The following is a 13,942-nucleotide window of genomic DNA, read 5'->3' as shown; positions in this document are numbered from 1 at the left end:
GGCATGGACTACGTATCCGCGCTCGTGCCCCCCGTGGTGATGGCCGCCTTCTTCATCGGCCTGGTCGTGACGATCGTCAAGAGCCAGGGCGGTCCCAACAAGGCCAAGGAGGACGCGGCCGTGGACGCGGCGATCAGCCGCGCCGAGTCGGTCCACCAGACCCCGCGCGCCGAAGGGGCCTGACCCTCCCGAGGCGCGTACCGCACACCTGGCGTACCGAAAGGGCGTACGGCTCCCGAAGGGCCGTACGCCCTTTTGCTGTGTAAATAGCTACGCATTCCAGACATCTGGCACTAAGGTGACGCTGTGCCCCGTCAATTGGGAGAGCTTGAGGACGCCGTGATGACACGGGTCTGGGAATGGAACCGTCCGGTCACTGTGCGGGAAGTCCTGGAGGACCTTCAGCAGGAGCGGTCCATCGCCTACACCACCGTCATGACGGTAATGGACAATCTCCATCAGAAGGGCTGGGTCCGCCGCGAAGTGGAGGGCCGTGCATATCGATATACGGCCGTCTCCACCCGCGCCGCATACGCCGCCGCCCTGATGAACGAAGCCTGGTCGCGCAGCGACAACCCGGCGGCCGCGCTGGTCGCGTTCTTCGGGATGATGTCGGCCGAGCAGCGCGAGGCACTGCGGGACGCGATGCGGATCGTTCTGCCCACTCTTCCCGAGGACGGCGCGGCGCCCGGGGACGAAGCCGTGGAAGCGGCCGATGACGCGGAGCCGGAGTCCGGGCGATAGCGTCTGCGTATGTCCTCAGAGCTTCCGCAAACCGATTTGCAGACCGAACCGTCGGTTATAAACGTGGCCATCACCGTCCGGCGCGCGCGGACGAGCGATGTGCCGGCCGTCCGCCGTCTCCTCGACGGCTACGTGCGGGAAGGCATCCTCCTCGACAAAGCCACGGTGACGCTTTACGAGGACATCCAGGAGTTCTGGATCGCCGAACGGGACGAGGACGCCTCGGTCGTCGGCTGCGGCGCACTGCACGTGATGTGGGAAGACCTCGCCGAAGTCCGTACGCTCGCCGTCGATCATGGCATCAAGGGCGCCGGAGTGGGGCACCAAGTCCTCGACAAGCTGCTGCGGACCGCCCGCTGGCTCGGCGTCCGACGGGTTTTCTGCCTCACCTTCGAAGTCGACTTCTTCGCGAAGCACGGCTTCGTGGAGATCGGAGAGACGCCGGTCGACGGAGATGTCTACAGCGAGCTGCTGCGTTCCTATGACGAGGGAGTCGCGGAGTTCCTGGGTCTCGAACGAGTGAAGCCGAACACCTTGGGCAACAGCCGGATGCTGCTGCACCTGTGACCGCGGGAAGTAGGGCGATCCCTATGTCCGAATCGCGCACGTTTCCCGTCTCCTTGAGCTGCTGAACCCCTCCCGGGGGTTTGTGTTTTCCGGGGAAAAGCGGTTTCCTTTCCGCGTACTCCATTTTCGATGAAAGGAAATCCAGTGGCACAGAAGGTTCAGGTCCTTCTTGTTGACGACCTCGACGGCGGCGAGGCGGACGAGACGGTGACGTTCGCGCTGGATGGCAAGTCCTACGAGATCGACCTCACCACCGCCAACGCGGACAAGCTGCGTTCTCTTCTCGAGCCCTACGCGAAGAGCGGCCGGCGTACCGGTGGCCGTGCGGCGTCGGGCCGCGGCAAGGGCCGTGCCGTCTCCGGTGGCAGCAAGGACACCGCCGAGATCCGCAAGTGGGCCCGCGAGAACGGCCACGACGTGAACGACCGGGGCCGCGTTCCCGCCGGGATCCGTCAGGCCTACGAGGAAGCCAACGGCTGAGCAGCGGGCTCTTCGGGGAAGACGCCCGCCCGGGCTCGCGTCAGCCGGGCCCGGTGGCATTCCGTCGCCACGGCGTCCACGAGCCGGACGAGGTCGGGGGCATCGCCACGCCTGCTCCCGAAGCCGGAGAAGGCCGGGAGAACCGGCGCTCCGTCCTGTTCCCGTGACGCCCCGGGGGGCCGCAGCCAGGAGGCGGCCCCCGGCTCCACCGGATGCCCGGGCGGCGGCGGAGCGGTGATCCGGCCGCCCGCGCCCAGCCGGCCCAGCGAGAGCGCGACCCCGCCCCACTCCAGCCAGTCGAGCAGCCCCGGCAGCTCCTCCGCGCTCCCCGGCGCCACCAGCAGGCTCATCCGCAGCCCCATGAGCGCCACCGGCCCGGTCCGGCCCACCCGCCGCAGCGCCGCGTGACCGGCGACGGCGGGGACGACGAGCGCGTCGAACCGCAGCCCGGTCAGCAGCCGCACCGGCGAGGTGCCCGCCGTGGTCCAGCCGAGCTCCCGCTCGTACCAACCGCCCCAGGGCTCGCCCCGTACCTCACCGCCCCGCTCGACGGGAGGCGGGACACGGGGCGGCGGGACGGTGAGGGCCATGACGGAACAACCCCCGACCGGCCCTCCCGGTTACGCAACGCTTACGGGCAAACGCATAGGGTGTCCGGGTTGGGGGCGTACGGGCGCATTCAGGAGTACGAAGATGTTCGCCCGTAGCGGAGGGAACCCGCGTACGCCGCATGGACTGTCTGTAATTGCGGGTAAGACATCCCTAGTGGGGAGGGGCGACACGCAAGCCATGCACGTCTCACGTTCGCCATCGGCGTACTGGCGACTGGGGTATTGGCCTGGCCTGCGGGAACATCGTCTCGCACCATCGGGTTGGAGGAGTTGTCGGCGTTCGGGGCGGAGGAACCGCCAGGAAGCAAGGCCGGGTGTCGGCAGTTGAAATGAGCGGTCCCCGCTTGCGGGACTAAGCTGCGGAAGGACAGGGAGGGGACCGACCCCTTACTGCCTGACCGCTCTGAGGAGCGATTAACGATGTTCGAGAGGTTCACCGACCGCGCGCGGCGGGTTGTCGTCCTGGCTCAGGAAGAAGCCCGGATGCTCAACCACAACTACATCGGCACCGAGCACATCCTCCTGGGCCTGATCCACGAGGGTGAGGGTGTCGCCGCTAAGGCCCTGGAGAGCCTCGGGATTTCGCTCGAGGCGGTCCGCCAGCAGGTGGAGGAGATCATCGGCCAGGGCCAGCAGGCCCCGTCCGGCCACATCCCCTTCACGCCCCGAGCCAAGAAGGTCCTGGAGCTGTCGCTCCGCGAGGCCCTCCAGCTCGGCCACAACTACATCGGTACGGAGCACATCCTGCTCGGCCTGATCCGCGAGGGCGAGGGCGTCGCCGCCCAGGTCCTCGTGAAGCTCGGCGCCGACCTGAACCGGGTGCGCCAGCAGGTCATCCAGCTGCTGTCCGGGTACTCGGGCGGCAAGGAGGCGGCCACCGCCGGCGGCCCCGCGGAGGGCACGCCCTCCACGTCGCTGGTGCTCGACCAGTTCGGCCGCAACCTCACGCAGGCCGCTCGCGAATCCAAGCTCGACCCGGTCATCGGGCGCGAGAAGGAGATCGAGCGGGTCATGCAGGTGCTCTCCCGCCGTACCAAGAACAACCCGGTCCTCATCGGCGAGCCCGGCGTCGGCAAGACGGCGGTCGTCGAGGGCCTGGCGCAGGCCATCGTCAAGGGCGAGGTGCCCGAGACCCTCAAGGACAAGCACCTCTACACCCTGGACCTCGGCGCGCTGGTCGCCGGCTCCCGCTACCGCGGTGACTTCGAGGAGCGCCTGAAGAAGGTCCTCAAGGAGATCCGCACCCGCGGCGACATCATCCTGTTCATCGACGAGCTCCACACCCTGGTGGGTGCGGGCGCCGCCGAGGGCGCGATCGACGCCGCGAGCATCCTCAAGCCCATGCTGGCGCGAGGCGAGCTGCAGACCATCGGTGCCACCACGCTCGACGAGTACCGCAAGCACCTGGAGAAGGACGCCGCGCTCGAGCGCCGCTTCCAGCCCATCCAGGTCGCGGAGCCGTCGCTGCCGCACACCATCGAGATCCTCAAGGGCCTGCGCGACCGCTACGAGGCCCACCACCGCGTGTCCATCACGGACGAGGCGCTGGTCCAGGCCGCGACGCTGGCCGACCGCTACATCTCGGACCGCTTCCTGCCGGACAAGGCGATCGACCTGATCGACGAGGCCGGTTCCCGGATGCGCATCCGCCGGATGACCGCGCCGCCGGACCTCCGCGAGTTCGACGAGAAGATCGCGGGCGTGCGCCGCGACAAGGAGTCGGCCATCGACTCCCAGGACTTCGAGAAGGCGGCCTCTCTCCGCGACAAGGAGAAGCAGCTGCTGGCGGCGAAGGCCAAGCGCGAGAAGGAGTGGAAGGCCGGCGACATGGACGTCGTGGCCGAGGTCGACGGCGAGCTCATCGCCGAGGTCCTCGCCACCGCCACCGGCATCCCGGTCTTCAAGCTGACCGAGGAGGAGTCCTCCCGGCTGCTGCGCATGGAGGACGAGCTCCACAAGCGCGTCATCGGCCAGAAGGACGCCATCAAGGCCCTCTCGCAGGCGATCCGCCGTACGCGGGCCGGTCTGAAGGACCCGAAGCGCCCCGGTGGCTCGTTCATCTTCGCCGGCCCGTCCGGTGTCGGTAAGACGGAGCTGTCCAAGACGCTCGCCGAGTTCCTCTTCGGTGACGAGGACGCGCTGATCTCCCTCGACATGTCGGAGTTCAGCGAGAAGCACACGGTCTCGCGTCTCTTCGGTTCGCCCCCCGGCTACGTGGGCTACGAGGAGGGCGGGCAGCTCACCGAGAAGGTGCGCCGCAAGCCGTTCTCCGTCGTCCTCTTCGACGAGGTCGAGAAGGCCCACCCCGACATCTTCAACTCCCTGCTCCAGATCCTGGAGGACGGTCGCCTGACCGACTCCCAGGGCCGGGTCGTGGACTTCAAGAACACGGTCATCATCATGACGACCAACCTCGGGACCCGGGACATCTCCAAGGGCTTCAACCTGGGCTTCGCCGCCCAGGGCGACGTCAAGACGAACTACGAGCGGATGAAGGTCAAGGTCAACGACGAGCTCAAGCAGCACTTCCGGCCCGAGTTCCTCAACCGTGTGGACGACACGGTCGTCTTCCACCAGCTCAGCCAGGAAGACATCATCGAGATCGTCGACCTGATGATCGCGAAGGTGGACGAGCGGCTCAAGGACCGTGACATGGGCATCGAGCTCAGCACGGACGCCAAGAAGCTGCTCGCCAAGAAGGGCTACGACCCCGTGATGGGCGCCCGGCCGCTGCGCCGGACGATCCAGCGCGAGATCGAGGACATCCTCTCGGAGAAGATCCTCTTCGGCGAGCTGCGCCCCGGCCACATCGTGGTCGTCGGCAGCGAGGGCGAGGGCGACGACCAGAAGTTCACCTTCCGCGGCGAGGAGAAGTCGGCTCTGCCCGACGTCCCGCCGATCGAGCAGGCGGCAGGCGGCGCCGGCCCGAACATGTCGAAGGAGGCGTGACAGGCGCCCGCTGCCCCTCCCGGCAGTAGCGCCCGAGCGTCCGAAGGGGCGGCCCCGGACCGGTTTCGACCGGCCGGGGCCGCCCCTTTTCCGCATTCGGCGCGGCCTTCTTTCCCGGAGCGCACGACTCTTTTCTTCGCGGCGCGCACGGTGACAGGCGCGTCACAGAAGCGTCCCGGTCACGATCGCTACGCGTGTTGGCAAACATCCGTTGGCTAATCTGGCGCAGCCCCGGGTGACCTGCCCGGGGAAGGTTTCTCGTTCGCAAACGAGAGACCCCGGAAAGTTGCAGCGAGGGGGATGGGGCACGCCATGGGCAGAGGCGATGTGTCACGCAGGCGGATGATCAAGCTGGCCGGCGCCGGAGCGGGACTGGCCCTGCTGGGCGCCGGGACCGCGGCCTGCGGGCCGGAGGAGGAGCCGGCCGAGGGCGGCGGCTCCGGTTCGCGGAAGCCCGGGGAGTCCGGGAAGCCGGGAGGCGCGGCCCCCGCACCCGGTGGGAAGCCGGAGCCCGCCTGGCAGCACACCACCACGTTCGACGGACTGGCCTGGATATCGGCGGTCGCCGTGGTCGACGACGTGGTGCTCGTCTCCGGTGACCCGTTGGTGGCCCGCGACCTGGCCACCGGCAAGGAGATCTGGTCCCGCGCCGAGGTCACCACCCCCGGCGCGAGCATGCTGATCGGCGACGGCACCCTCTACCTGGCCAGCGCCCGGTACGACGGCAACATCATCGGGCTCGACCCCAGGACGGGCAGGGACACCTGGCGCAGCCGGCTGGGCGACGAGGAGTACTCCCAGCCCCGGGTCATCGCCGCGGACGCCGACCACGTCTACGTCGTCGCGGGAATCCTGGACAAGGACTTCCGGACGCCCGACAACGTGATCGCCGCCATCTCCACCGGCTCCGGCAAGGTCGTCTGGCGCGAGCAGCGCGACCACGGCACCGAGCAGAACGGCATCACCGCGCAGACCTCCGGCAAGCGCCTCGTCTACACGGACTTCCGCAAGAACCTCACGGTCCGCGACACCGCGACCGGCCACCAGGTCTGGACGAAGAAGATCGGCCGCACCGGCAACCGCGGCTTCGTGGTCCACGAGGGCCTCGTCATCATCGCGACCGGCGAGCAGCTGCGCGCCTTCGATCTGGAGACGGGTGCCGAGCGCTGGTCCCTCGCGACCGAGAAGTACAGCCGGTTCAACGACCCGGCGGTGCTGGACGGCGTCCTCTACGCCTCCGACACCGTGCACGCCCTGTGGGCGGTCGACCCGGCGACCGGGAAGCGCCGCTGGCACAACAAGGAAAGCCTGGACGTGGCCGCCCCGTGGCAGTTCGCCAAGGTGGGGGACGTCCTCTACGGGGCGACCGAGTTCGACAAGGACGGCGGCGTCCACGCCTTCGACCCGGCCGACGGCAAGCTGCTGTGGACGTACAACGACGGTTCCGGCGACCTCGACCGCTGGTACCTGGCCTCGGGCGGCAGGCGACTGGTCGCGCTGCACGCCAAGAAGGTGACCGCGCTGCCCGTCGGGCAGTGATCGGCCCCGGGCCGAAGGTCCCGAAACGGACGGCCTTCGGTCCCACCGCCGGTGACAAGGCGCACAGGCCATTCGAGGCCTACTAGCCGCCTTAGGAGGAACGGGCCCGATCCGTCGGGGGCCTTTCGGCCCTGCGGCGGACGGGCCCTCGGCGTGCGGGGCGTCGTATGCCCACACAGGGGGCGTATGTCCGGTTGGGGCGGTTTGGAACTGGGTCTAAACCCGTTCCGCCGAGGACTTTCGGGGGCCTTCCGGAGGGGCTCGGGCGGGAGTGCGCCGGGCGAATTCCCGGGGTGCTTTCTACGGCTTTTGATCGTAGATGGGGTGTTTGAGCATCGGCGGGGGTGCGGGTTACCAAGGTATGGCCAGCCCGGCACACCGCCGGGTCCAGTCATCTCCGGAGGATTTCCGCTTATGTCGAAGCGCGTTACGTTCCAGTCCCGCCGCCCGTCCGTGTCCCGTGTTCGCGGCGCTGTGGTGGCAGCCGGTCTGGGGACGTCGATGGTTCTCGGTGCGGGCGCTGCGTTCGCGGCCGGCACTGCGGACGCCCCCCAGGCCTCGAACCTGGTGACCACGACCACCGCCGACTCGGTCGCCCAGCAGGCGGCCGCGCAGGGCAAGGCGGCGGCCAAGCACACGGCCGAGAAGAAGGCCGACGCGGCGAAGAAGAAGGAAGCGGCGAAGAAGAAGGCCGCCGCCAAGAAGAAGGCCATCGCCAAGCTTCCCTGGGAGGCCCCGGTCAACCACTACGAGCTGAGCGCGAGCTTCGGCAACGACGGCAGCCGCTGGGCGCACAAGCACTCCGGCCAGGACTTCGCCGTGCCGATCGGCACCAAGGTCGAGGCCGCCCACACCGGCACGATCGTGAAGGCCGGCCCGAACGGCGGCGGCGACGGCCCCGCGTACGGCAACGCCATCGTGATCTCGCACGGCAACGGCACGTACTCCCAGTACGCGCACCTGTCGAAGATCGACGTGCACATCGGCCAGCACGTGAAGAAGGGCCAGAAGATCGCCCTGTCCGGCAACACCGGCAACTCCAGCGGCCCGCACCTGCACTTCGAGATCCGGACCACCCCGAACTACGGCTCGGCGGTCAACCCGGTCAACTTCCTGCACAAGCACGGCATCAACGTCTGATACGTCCGGTCCGGCCGTGCCCCCGCCCCCCCGGCTACCGGGGGGTTTCCGGGTCATGGGCCCGGGTGACCAGTTCGACGGCGACTTCGAGAGCGGCCTTGCGCTTCTCCTCGGGGTCGCCGTCGACGTCTTTCAGGGCGAGCATCCCCGCGTGCAGGGTGAAGAGCGCGCTGAAGCACCGCACCTGGTCGGTGAGCGGCGCGTCGGGTTCCTTGATCAGGTCCACCAGGCCCAGGACCCGGTGCTTGATGGTCTCGCCGATGCTCAGATCGCGTACCGTCGCCTGGTTCTCCTGCATGAAGCGGAAGAGCGGGGCCGCGTGCGCCAGCGCGTCGCTGTAGCGGCGCAGGAGCTCCGTCTTCATCCCCAGGGTGCGCGGCTGGGCCTCGCCCCAGGTGATCAGCTCCTCCACCGGCCGGTTCAGGTCCTCGAAGATGGAGACGAGGATGTCTTCCTTCGTCTTGAAGTGGTAGTAGAGCGCCGCCTTGGTGACCCCCAGTTTCTCGGCGATCTCCCGCAACGAGGTCTTCTCGTACCCCTGCTCGGCGAAGAGCTCCAGGGCGACGTCCTGGATGCGCTGGCGGGTGTTGCCCCGGCGCGGCTGCGGCGTGCTGCCCATGGTGCTCTCCCAAAAACTTACTTGACGCCCGGCTAGTTACGGGTCTACCTTCCTCCAGTGTAATCAACTAGCCGGGCGGCAAGTAAGGGCTCGGTGAGCAGGGTGACTGGGGAGTTGGGGAAGATGGCGGACCTGATCAAGACGGCCGACGGGAAGGCGGACGGCCCACCGGCCACGAAGGCGGAACCATCGGCTCCGCCGCAGCGCAGCGTCCGGGTGGTGGTCCTCGCCCTGATGATCGCCATGCTGCTGGCGATGCTCGACAACCTGATCGTCGGCACCGCGATGCCGACCATCGTCGGCGACCTCGGCGGCCTCGAACACCTCTCGTGGGTCGTCACCGCCTACACCCTGGCCACCGCAGCGGCCACCCCGATCTGGGGCAAGCTCGGCGACATGTACGGGCGCAAGGGCATCTTCCTCACGTCCATCGTGATCTTCCTGATCGGCTCGGTCCTCAGCGGCATGGCCCAGGACATGGGCCAGCTGATCGGCTTCCGCGCCGTCCAGGGCCTCGGCGCCGGCGGCCTGATGGTCGGAGTCATGGCGATCATCGGTGACCTCGTGCCGCCCCGTGAGCGCGGCAAGTACCAGGGCATGATGGCCGGCGTGATGGCCATCGCCATGATCGGCGGACCGCTGGTCGGCGGCACCATCACCGACCACCTCGGCTGGCGCTGGAGCTTCTACATCAACCTCCCGCTCGGCGCCGTGGCCCTGGTCATGATCACCACGGTCCTGCACCTGCCCAAGCGGGAGCGCACCAAGCGGAACGTCGACTACCTCGGCGCCGCGCTGCTCACCGTCGGCATCACCGCGATCGTGCTGGTCACCACCTGGGGCGGTTCCGAGTACGACTGGAACTCCGCGGTCATCATGGAGCTCATCGCGATCGGCGTCGCCGCGCTGGCAGGCTTCCTCTTCGTCGAGACGAAGGCCGCCGAGCCGATGATCCCGCTCCACATCTTCCGCAACCGCAACTTCACGCTGATGTCCGTGGTCGGCTTCATGGCCGGGTTCGTGATGTTCGGCGCGGTGCTCTTCCTGCCGTTGTTCCAGCAGTCCGTCCAGGGCGCCTCCGCGACCAACTCCGGACTGCTGCTCCTGCCGATGCTGCTGTCGATGATGGTCGTCTCGCTCGTCGCGGGCCGCGTCACCACCAGCACCGGCAAGTACAAGATCTTCCCCATCGTGGGCTCGATCCTCATGGTCACCGGCCTGTTCCTGCTCGCGCAGATGGACACCGGTACCACCCGCTTCACCTCGGGGCTCTACATGGCGGTGCTCGGTGCCGGCATGGGCTTCCTGATGCAGATCACGATGCTCGTCGCGCAGAACAGCGTCGAGCTGAAGGACATGGGCGTCGCCTCCTCCTCCACCACCCTCTTCCGGACGCTCGGCAGCTCCTTCGGCGTCGCCATCATGGGCGCGCTGTTCACCGGCAGGGTCCAGGACGAGATGGCGGCCAACGGCGGCGGCGCGGCCACCGCGCACTCCGCCCAGCTGGACGCGGCGAGCCTGGCCAAGCTGCCGGTGCCGGTGCGCGAGGCGTACGAGTTCGCGGTGTCCTCCGGTACGCACATCGCCTTCCTGGTCGGCGCGTCCGTCGGCCTGGTCGCGGTCGTCGCCTCCTTCTTCGTCAAGGAGGTCCCGCTGCGGGGCGCCGGCCCGGAGACCAAGGCCGCCCCGGCGGTCGCGGAGGTCTGACCGGACACGTATGTACGACGGGGGCCCCGGGACAACGCGTCCCGGGGCTCTCGTCGTCGTTCAGACCCGCTTCCCGGCCCCCGGCTCCCCGGCCGGGCTCCGGTGCTCCGCGAACTGGAGCATCGGATAGCTGCCCGTGTCCGTCGGCGCGTGCTCGGGCAGCCACAGCACCGCGACCGCCCCGCCGCTGCCCTCCGCCGCACCCTCCGGCGCCGCGTTGCGGAAGGTCAGCCGGGCCCCGAGCACCCGGGCCTGCCCGGCCGCGATGGTCAGCCCGAGCCCGTGCCCGCGCCCGGCCCGGTCGGCCGACCCGGTACGGAACCGGCTCGGCCCCTCCCGCAGCAGCGCCGCCGGGAACCCCGGCCCGTGATCGCGGACCCGGACCACCCGGCCCTCGACCGTGACCTCCACTGGGGCCGCCCCGTGCTTGGCCGCGTTGCCCAGCAGGTTGCCCAGGATGCGCTCCAGGCGGCGGGGGTCCGTGTTCACCCAGGACTCGTGGACCACCTGCACCCGGACCTCCGGGTCCAGCAGCGCGACCCGGCGGCTGACGAACTCGCCGAGCGCGATCTCCTGGAGCTCGGCCCGCTCCGACGCGCTGTCCAGCCGGGCCACCTCCAGCACGTCCTCGACCAGCGTGCGCATCGCCTGCGCCCGGTCGCGCACCAGTTCCGTCGGGCGGCCCGGCGGCAGCAGCTCCGCCGCAGTGAGCAGCCCGGTCACCGGGGTCCGCAGCTCGTGCGCGATGTCCGCGGTGACCCGGCGCTCCGCCTCGATCCGCTCGTTCAGCGCGTCGGTCAGCGCGTCCACCGCACCGGCCAGCTCATCGGTCTCGTCGCGCACGACCCCGCCGACCGCCTCCCTGACCCGGACGTCCGTGTTGCCCTGGGCGACCTTGCCCGCCGCCGCGGCCGCCTTGCGCAGCCGGCGCGAGAGCTGGCCGCCGATCAGCACACCCAGCGCGGAGCCGCCGAGGACCACCGAGACGGAACCGATGATCAGGGCCCGGTCCAGGTCGCCCATGATCGTGGTCGAGCGGTCCGCGAACCGGGTGTGCAGCGACAGCACGTTCCCGTTGCCCACCGGCACGGCCGCCCAGACGTCGGGCACCCCGCCGGACTCCTCGACGTGCGTGGCGCGGCGGTTGCGCCGGGTCTCCGCGCGAAGGCTCCGCGGCATCGTCGGGTCGTTGAGCTTCGCCCCGAACCGGGGGTCGGCCCTCTTCGTCTTCTTCGCCTCGTACAGCAGCTGCGCGTACGTCAGCCGCTCCAGCTGCACCTCGCGGGCGTTCTCCAGCATCGAGACCCGGGCCGCGTTGTGCACCACCAGGCTCAGCGCGACCGCGATCAGCGCCCCGACCGCCGCGATCGCGATGCTGATCTTCCAGCGGACGCCCGTCCGCAGGGAGGGCCGCCTCATGCCCGGAGCTTGTAGCCGAAGCCGCGGACCGTCTCGATGCGGTCCTGGCCGATCTTCGTCCGCAGCCGCTGCACATGGACGTCCACGACCCGGGTGTCGCCGCCCCAGCCGTAGTCCCAGACCCGCTCAAGCAGCTTGTCGCGGGAGAGCACCGTGCCGGGCGCCGACGAGAACTCCAGGAGCAGCCGCATCTCGGTCGGGGTCAGCCCCACCTGCGCACCGCCCCTGCGGACCTCCATGCCCTCGGTGTCGACCTCCAGGTCCCCGAAGACGAGCACCCCGCCCTCGGCCGCGGGCTCCGGCTGCCCGCCGCCGGCCCGGCCGCCCGACGCATGGCCGAAGCGGCGCAGCACGGCCCGGATCCGGGCCACCAGGACGGCCCCGTCGAAGGGCTTGGTGACGTAGTCGTCGGCGCCGGCCTCCAGGCCGAGGACCACGTCGATGGAGTCGGCCCGCGCCGACAGCATGATCACCGGGACCGTCGACTCGTCCCGGATGCGGCGGCAGAGGCTGACCCCGTCCAGACCGGGGACCATCACGTCGAGCAGCGCGATGTCGGGCTGCTTCGCCCGGAACGCCTCCAGGCCGGTCAGCCCGTCGGGCACCGCGGTGACCGCGAAGCCGTCCCGCTCCAGCGCCAGCTGGGTGGCCTCGCGGATGACGTCGTCGTCCTCGACGAACAGCACATGGGTCTCGGCCATCGGAAAGCTCTCAGTTCCTCGACGGTTCCGTGGGCGCGGGAAGGTCTCCGTCACCGCCGCCCACGGCTCGGTTGAAGTCGTTGTGCACCCGGTCCAGCTCGCCGAACCGGCCGCTCGCCCAGTGGTACGTGATCACTTCCTCGCCCGAGGGATAGACCACCGAGTCCTTCTTCTCGTACACCTGGGTCGTCACCACCAGGTCCCCCCGGTCGATGGTGCCGTACACGGCGGGCTGCTCGACGGCGAAGACGTTCTCGTACGTGCCGTCGGCGCGCGGCCGGTAGACGTACGTGCCGACGCCCACGGAATCACCGCAGGTCATCACGTTCACCACGACGTCGGCGGACGCGCCGCCGGTGAGCTTCCCGTACGAGGAGTCCACCGGGTACTCGTCGCCGCTGCACGGCTTCAGGCCCATCCGGACCTGCCCGCTCACCTTCGGGTCCGCCTTGAGCAGCTCCACGGCGTCCACCCGCGGCGCGGGCCTCGCCGTGGACGCGGGCGTGGTGCTCGGGGTGACGCGGACCACCGGCTCGGCACCCGCCGGGCCCTCGTCCCGGGTGCCGGTGCCGCCCGTGGTGCAGCTGACGGCGAACAGCCCGAAGACGGCGAGCCCGGCGAGTGCCGCGCTGCTCGCCGCCCAGCCGGTCAGCGGGCGTCTGCCGGCCGTTCCCCCGCCCGTCGTGCCGGTGACCGTCTCCTCGTCACCGCTGCCTGTCAGGCCGCGCACCGCTCCCGCCCCCGCTCCTCGGCGAGCCCGGCCTCCCGGCTCGCCGCTTCCCTGTTCTCCAGCTCCTGGCGCAGTCGTGCCAGCGCACGGTGCAGCGTGCTCTTCACCGTACCGGCCGACATGCCGAGCGCCGCGGCCGTCTCCTCCGTGCTCATCTGCTCCCAGTGTCGCAGGACGACGACACTGCGCTGCTTCGGAGCGAGCACGCCCAGGATGTCCATCAGCAGGGCGCGGTCGGCGCGCTGCTCGGTGCCGTCCTCGACGCTGGCGTCGGGCAGCTGCTCGGTGGGCACCTCGTCGAGCTTGCGGGCCCGCCACCACTCGGTGCGGGTGTTGATCATGACGCGGCGCAGATAGGCGTCGGCGAGGGACTTGTCCTGGATGCGGTCCCAGCGGCCGTACGTCCGGGCCAGCGCGGTCTGCAGCAGGTCCTGGGCGTCCACCGGGTCCGGGACGAGCCGGCGCGCACTGCGCAGCAGCGCCTCCTGCCGGGTCCGTACGTACTCTTCGAAGCCGAGCACCTCGCCCTGCGCCATCACAACCGCCTCCATCCCCGTGGAACCCCGTAGTACCGCTCGTACCGCTGTCCGCCGGTGGTCGTTCCGGCCGACGTCGCAGACGCTACGGAGCTGTTGTCACGAGGCTGTGCGGAGCAGCCATAGGCGGGCGCACGGCTGTCCATCGGTTGTGTAACAGCGCAGGGAGGAGCCCGGACAAAGGCCCCCGCGCCGGACGC

Annotated in this window: 14 protein-coding genes; 8 read left to right on the top strand and 6 right to left on the bottom strand. The window is 69.7% G+C overall.

Going from position 1 to position 13,942, the window contains the following annotated elements:
• Positions 1–3 precede the first annotated feature (3 nt).
• The 4 genes from OG242_RS13810 to OG242_RS13795 all read left to right on the top strand — a co-directional run bounded on the left by OG242_RS13810 (position 4) and on the right by OG242_RS13795 (position 1,791).
• Positions 4–183 carry a hypothetical protein gene (locus OG242_RS13810; RefSeq protein ID WP_093708238.1) on the top strand — a complete coding sequence of 60 codons (180 nt, stop codon included), beginning with the start codon at positions 4–6 and terminating at the stop codon, positions 181–183.
• A 123-nt stretch (positions 184–306) separates the two neighbouring features.
• Entirely contained in the window at positions 307–744 is a 438-nt protein-coding gene (locus OG242_RS13805; protein WP_405898455.1) for a BlaI/MecI/CopY family transcriptional regulator, read from the top strand.
• A gap of 9 nt (positions 745–753) precedes the next feature.
• Positions 754–1,311: an amino-acid N-acetyltransferase gene (locus OG242_RS13800; protein ID WP_026242816.1), complete on the top strand. Its 558-nt coding sequence runs from the start codon at positions 754–756 to the stop codon at positions 1,309–1,311.
• Between the two features lie 144 nt (positions 1,312–1,455).
• The gene (locus tag OG242_RS13795; RefSeq protein WP_405898454.1) at positions 1,456–1,791 is read left to right on the top strand and encodes an Lsr2 family protein; all 336 of its coding nucleotides are present in this window, start codon (positions 1,456–1,458) and stop codon (positions 1,789–1,791) included.
• Here OG242_RS13795 and OG242_RS13790 read toward each other — a convergent pair.
• Complete coding sequence (locus tag OG242_RS13790; protein WP_405898453.1) at positions 1,770–2,381, bottom strand: SCO3374 family protein; 612 nt, start codon at positions 2,379–2,381, stop codon at positions 1,770–1,772. The genes OG242_RS13795 and OG242_RS13790 overlap by 22 nt on opposite strands.
• 441 nt (positions 2,382–2,822) lie before the next feature.
• On the opposite strand from OG242_RS13790, the gene OG242_RS13785 reads away from it, so the two are divergent.
• The 3 genes from OG242_RS13785 (at position 2,823) to OG242_RS13775 (ending at position 8,030) form a co-directional block, all read left to right on the top strand.
• Complete coding sequence (locus tag OG242_RS13785) at positions 2,823–5,351, top strand: ATP-dependent Clp protease ATP-binding subunit (protein ID WP_405898452.1); 2,529 nt, start codon at positions 2,823–2,825, stop codon at positions 5,349–5,351.
• A 342-nt stretch (positions 5,352–5,693) separates the two neighbouring features.
• The gene (locus OG242_RS13780; protein ID WP_405901601.1) at positions 5,694–6,890 is read left to right on the top strand and encodes a PQQ-binding-like beta-propeller repeat protein; all 1,197 of its coding nucleotides are present in this window, start codon (positions 5,694–5,696) and stop codon (positions 6,888–6,890) included.
• Positions 6,891–7,304: 414 nt separating this feature from the next.
• Positions 7,305–8,030 (top strand): M23 family metallopeptidase, encoded by a 726-nt coding sequence (locus OG242_RS13775; protein WP_405898451.1) that lies wholly within the window; start codon positions 7,305–7,307, stop codon positions 8,028–8,030.
• Between the two features lie 34 nt (positions 8,031–8,064).
• On the opposite strand, the gene OG242_RS13770 is transcribed toward OG242_RS13775, so the two are convergent.
• Positions 8,065–8,649, bottom strand: a complete 585-nt coding sequence (locus tag OG242_RS13770) for a TetR/AcrR family transcriptional regulator (protein WP_405898450.1) — start codon at positions 8,647–8,649, stop codon at positions 8,065–8,067.
• A gap of 123 nt (positions 8,650–8,772) precedes the next feature.
• Between OG242_RS13770 and OG242_RS13765 the strand changes: the two genes are divergently transcribed.
• Entirely contained in the window at positions 8,773–10,356 is a 1,584-nt protein-coding gene (locus tag OG242_RS13765; protein ID WP_405898449.1) for an MDR family MFS transporter, read from the top strand.
• A 60-nt stretch (positions 10,357–10,416) separates the two neighbouring features.
• Here the strand turns inward: OG242_RS13765 and cseC are convergent, their stop codons facing one another.
• From cseC to OG242_RS13745, 4 genes are read right to left on the bottom strand one after another with little or no spacing between them, the layout of a single operon-like run.
• On the bottom strand, positions 10,417–11,775 hold the full coding sequence (cseC, locus tag OG242_RS13760; protein WP_405898448.1) for a two-component system sensor histidine kinase CseC: 1,359 nt from the start codon (positions 11,773–11,775) through the stop codon (positions 10,417–10,419).
• The gene (gene cseB, locus OG242_RS13755) at positions 11,772–12,476 is read right to left on the bottom strand and encodes a two-component system response regulator CseB (RefSeq protein WP_093708248.1); all 705 of its coding nucleotides are present in this window, start codon (positions 12,474–12,476) and stop codon (positions 11,772–11,774) included. The genes cseC and cseB overlap by 4 nt, the downstream gene beginning before the upstream one ends.
• 10 nt (positions 12,477–12,486) lie before the next feature.
• Positions 12,487–13,206: a hypothetical protein gene (locus OG242_RS13750; RefSeq protein ID WP_405898447.1), complete on the bottom strand. Its 720-nt coding sequence runs from the start codon at positions 13,204–13,206 to the stop codon at positions 12,487–12,489.
• The gene (locus OG242_RS13745; protein WP_405898446.1) at positions 13,194–13,742 is read right to left on the bottom strand and encodes a SigE family RNA polymerase sigma factor; all 549 of its coding nucleotides are present in this window, start codon (positions 13,740–13,742) and stop codon (positions 13,194–13,196) included. Before OG242_RS13745 ends, OG242_RS13750 begins: the two co-directional genes overlap by 13 nt.
• Positions 13,743–13,942 lie beyond the last annotated feature (200 nt).

It is taken from the genome of Streptomyces sp. NBC_00727 (assembly GCF_045161745.1).
GTDB lineage: Bacteria > Actinomycetota > Actinomycetes > Streptomycetales > Streptomycetaceae > Streptomyces.
This window is presented reverse-complemented; position numbering and strand designations above follow the sequence as displayed.

Excerpts from the sequence above, each read along its gene's own strand:
- OG242_RS13745 (WP_405898446.1), bottom strand. The coding sequence starts at position 13,742 with ATGGCGCAGGGCGAGGTGCTCGGCTTCGAAGAGTACGTACGGACCCGG.
- OG242_RS13770 (WP_405898450.1), bottom strand. The coding sequence starts at position 8,649 with ATGGGCAGCACGCCGCAGCCGCGCCGGGGCAACACCCGCCAGCGCATC.
- OG242_RS13785 (WP_405898452.1), top strand. The coding sequence starts at position 2,823 with ATGTTCGAGAGGTTCACCGACCGCGCGCGGCGGGTTGTCGTCCTGGCT.
- OG242_RS13810 (WP_093708238.1), top strand. The coding sequence starts at position 4 with ATGGACTACGTATCCGCGCTCGTGCCCCCCGTGGTGATGGCCGCCTTC.
- OG242_RS13790 (WP_405898453.1), bottom strand. The coding sequence starts at position 2,381 with ATGGCCCTCACCGTCCCGCCGCCCCGTGTCCCGCCTCCCGTCGAGCGG.
- OG242_RS13765 (WP_405898449.1), top strand. The coding sequence starts at position 8,773 with ATGGCGGACCTGATCAAGACGGCCGACGGGAAGGCGGACGGCCCACCG.
- OG242_RS13780 (WP_405901601.1), top strand. The coding sequence starts at position 5,694 with ATGATCAAGCTGGCCGGCGCCGGAGCGGGACTGGCCCTGCTGGGCGCC.
- OG242_RS13775 (WP_405898451.1), top strand. The coding sequence starts at position 7,305 with ATGTCGAAGCGCGTTACGTTCCAGTCCCGCCGCCCGTCCGTGTCCCGT.
- OG242_RS13800 (WP_026242816.1), top strand. The coding sequence starts at position 754 with ATGTCCTCAGAGCTTCCGCAAACCGATTTGCAGACCGAACCGTCGGTT.
- cseC (WP_405898448.1), bottom strand. The coding sequence starts at position 11,775 with ATGAGGCGGCCCTCCCTGCGGACGGGCGTCCGCTGGAAGATCAGCATC.
- cseB (WP_093708248.1), bottom strand. The coding sequence starts at position 12,476 with ATGGCCGAGACCCATGTGCTGTTCGTCGAGGACGACGACGTCATCCGC.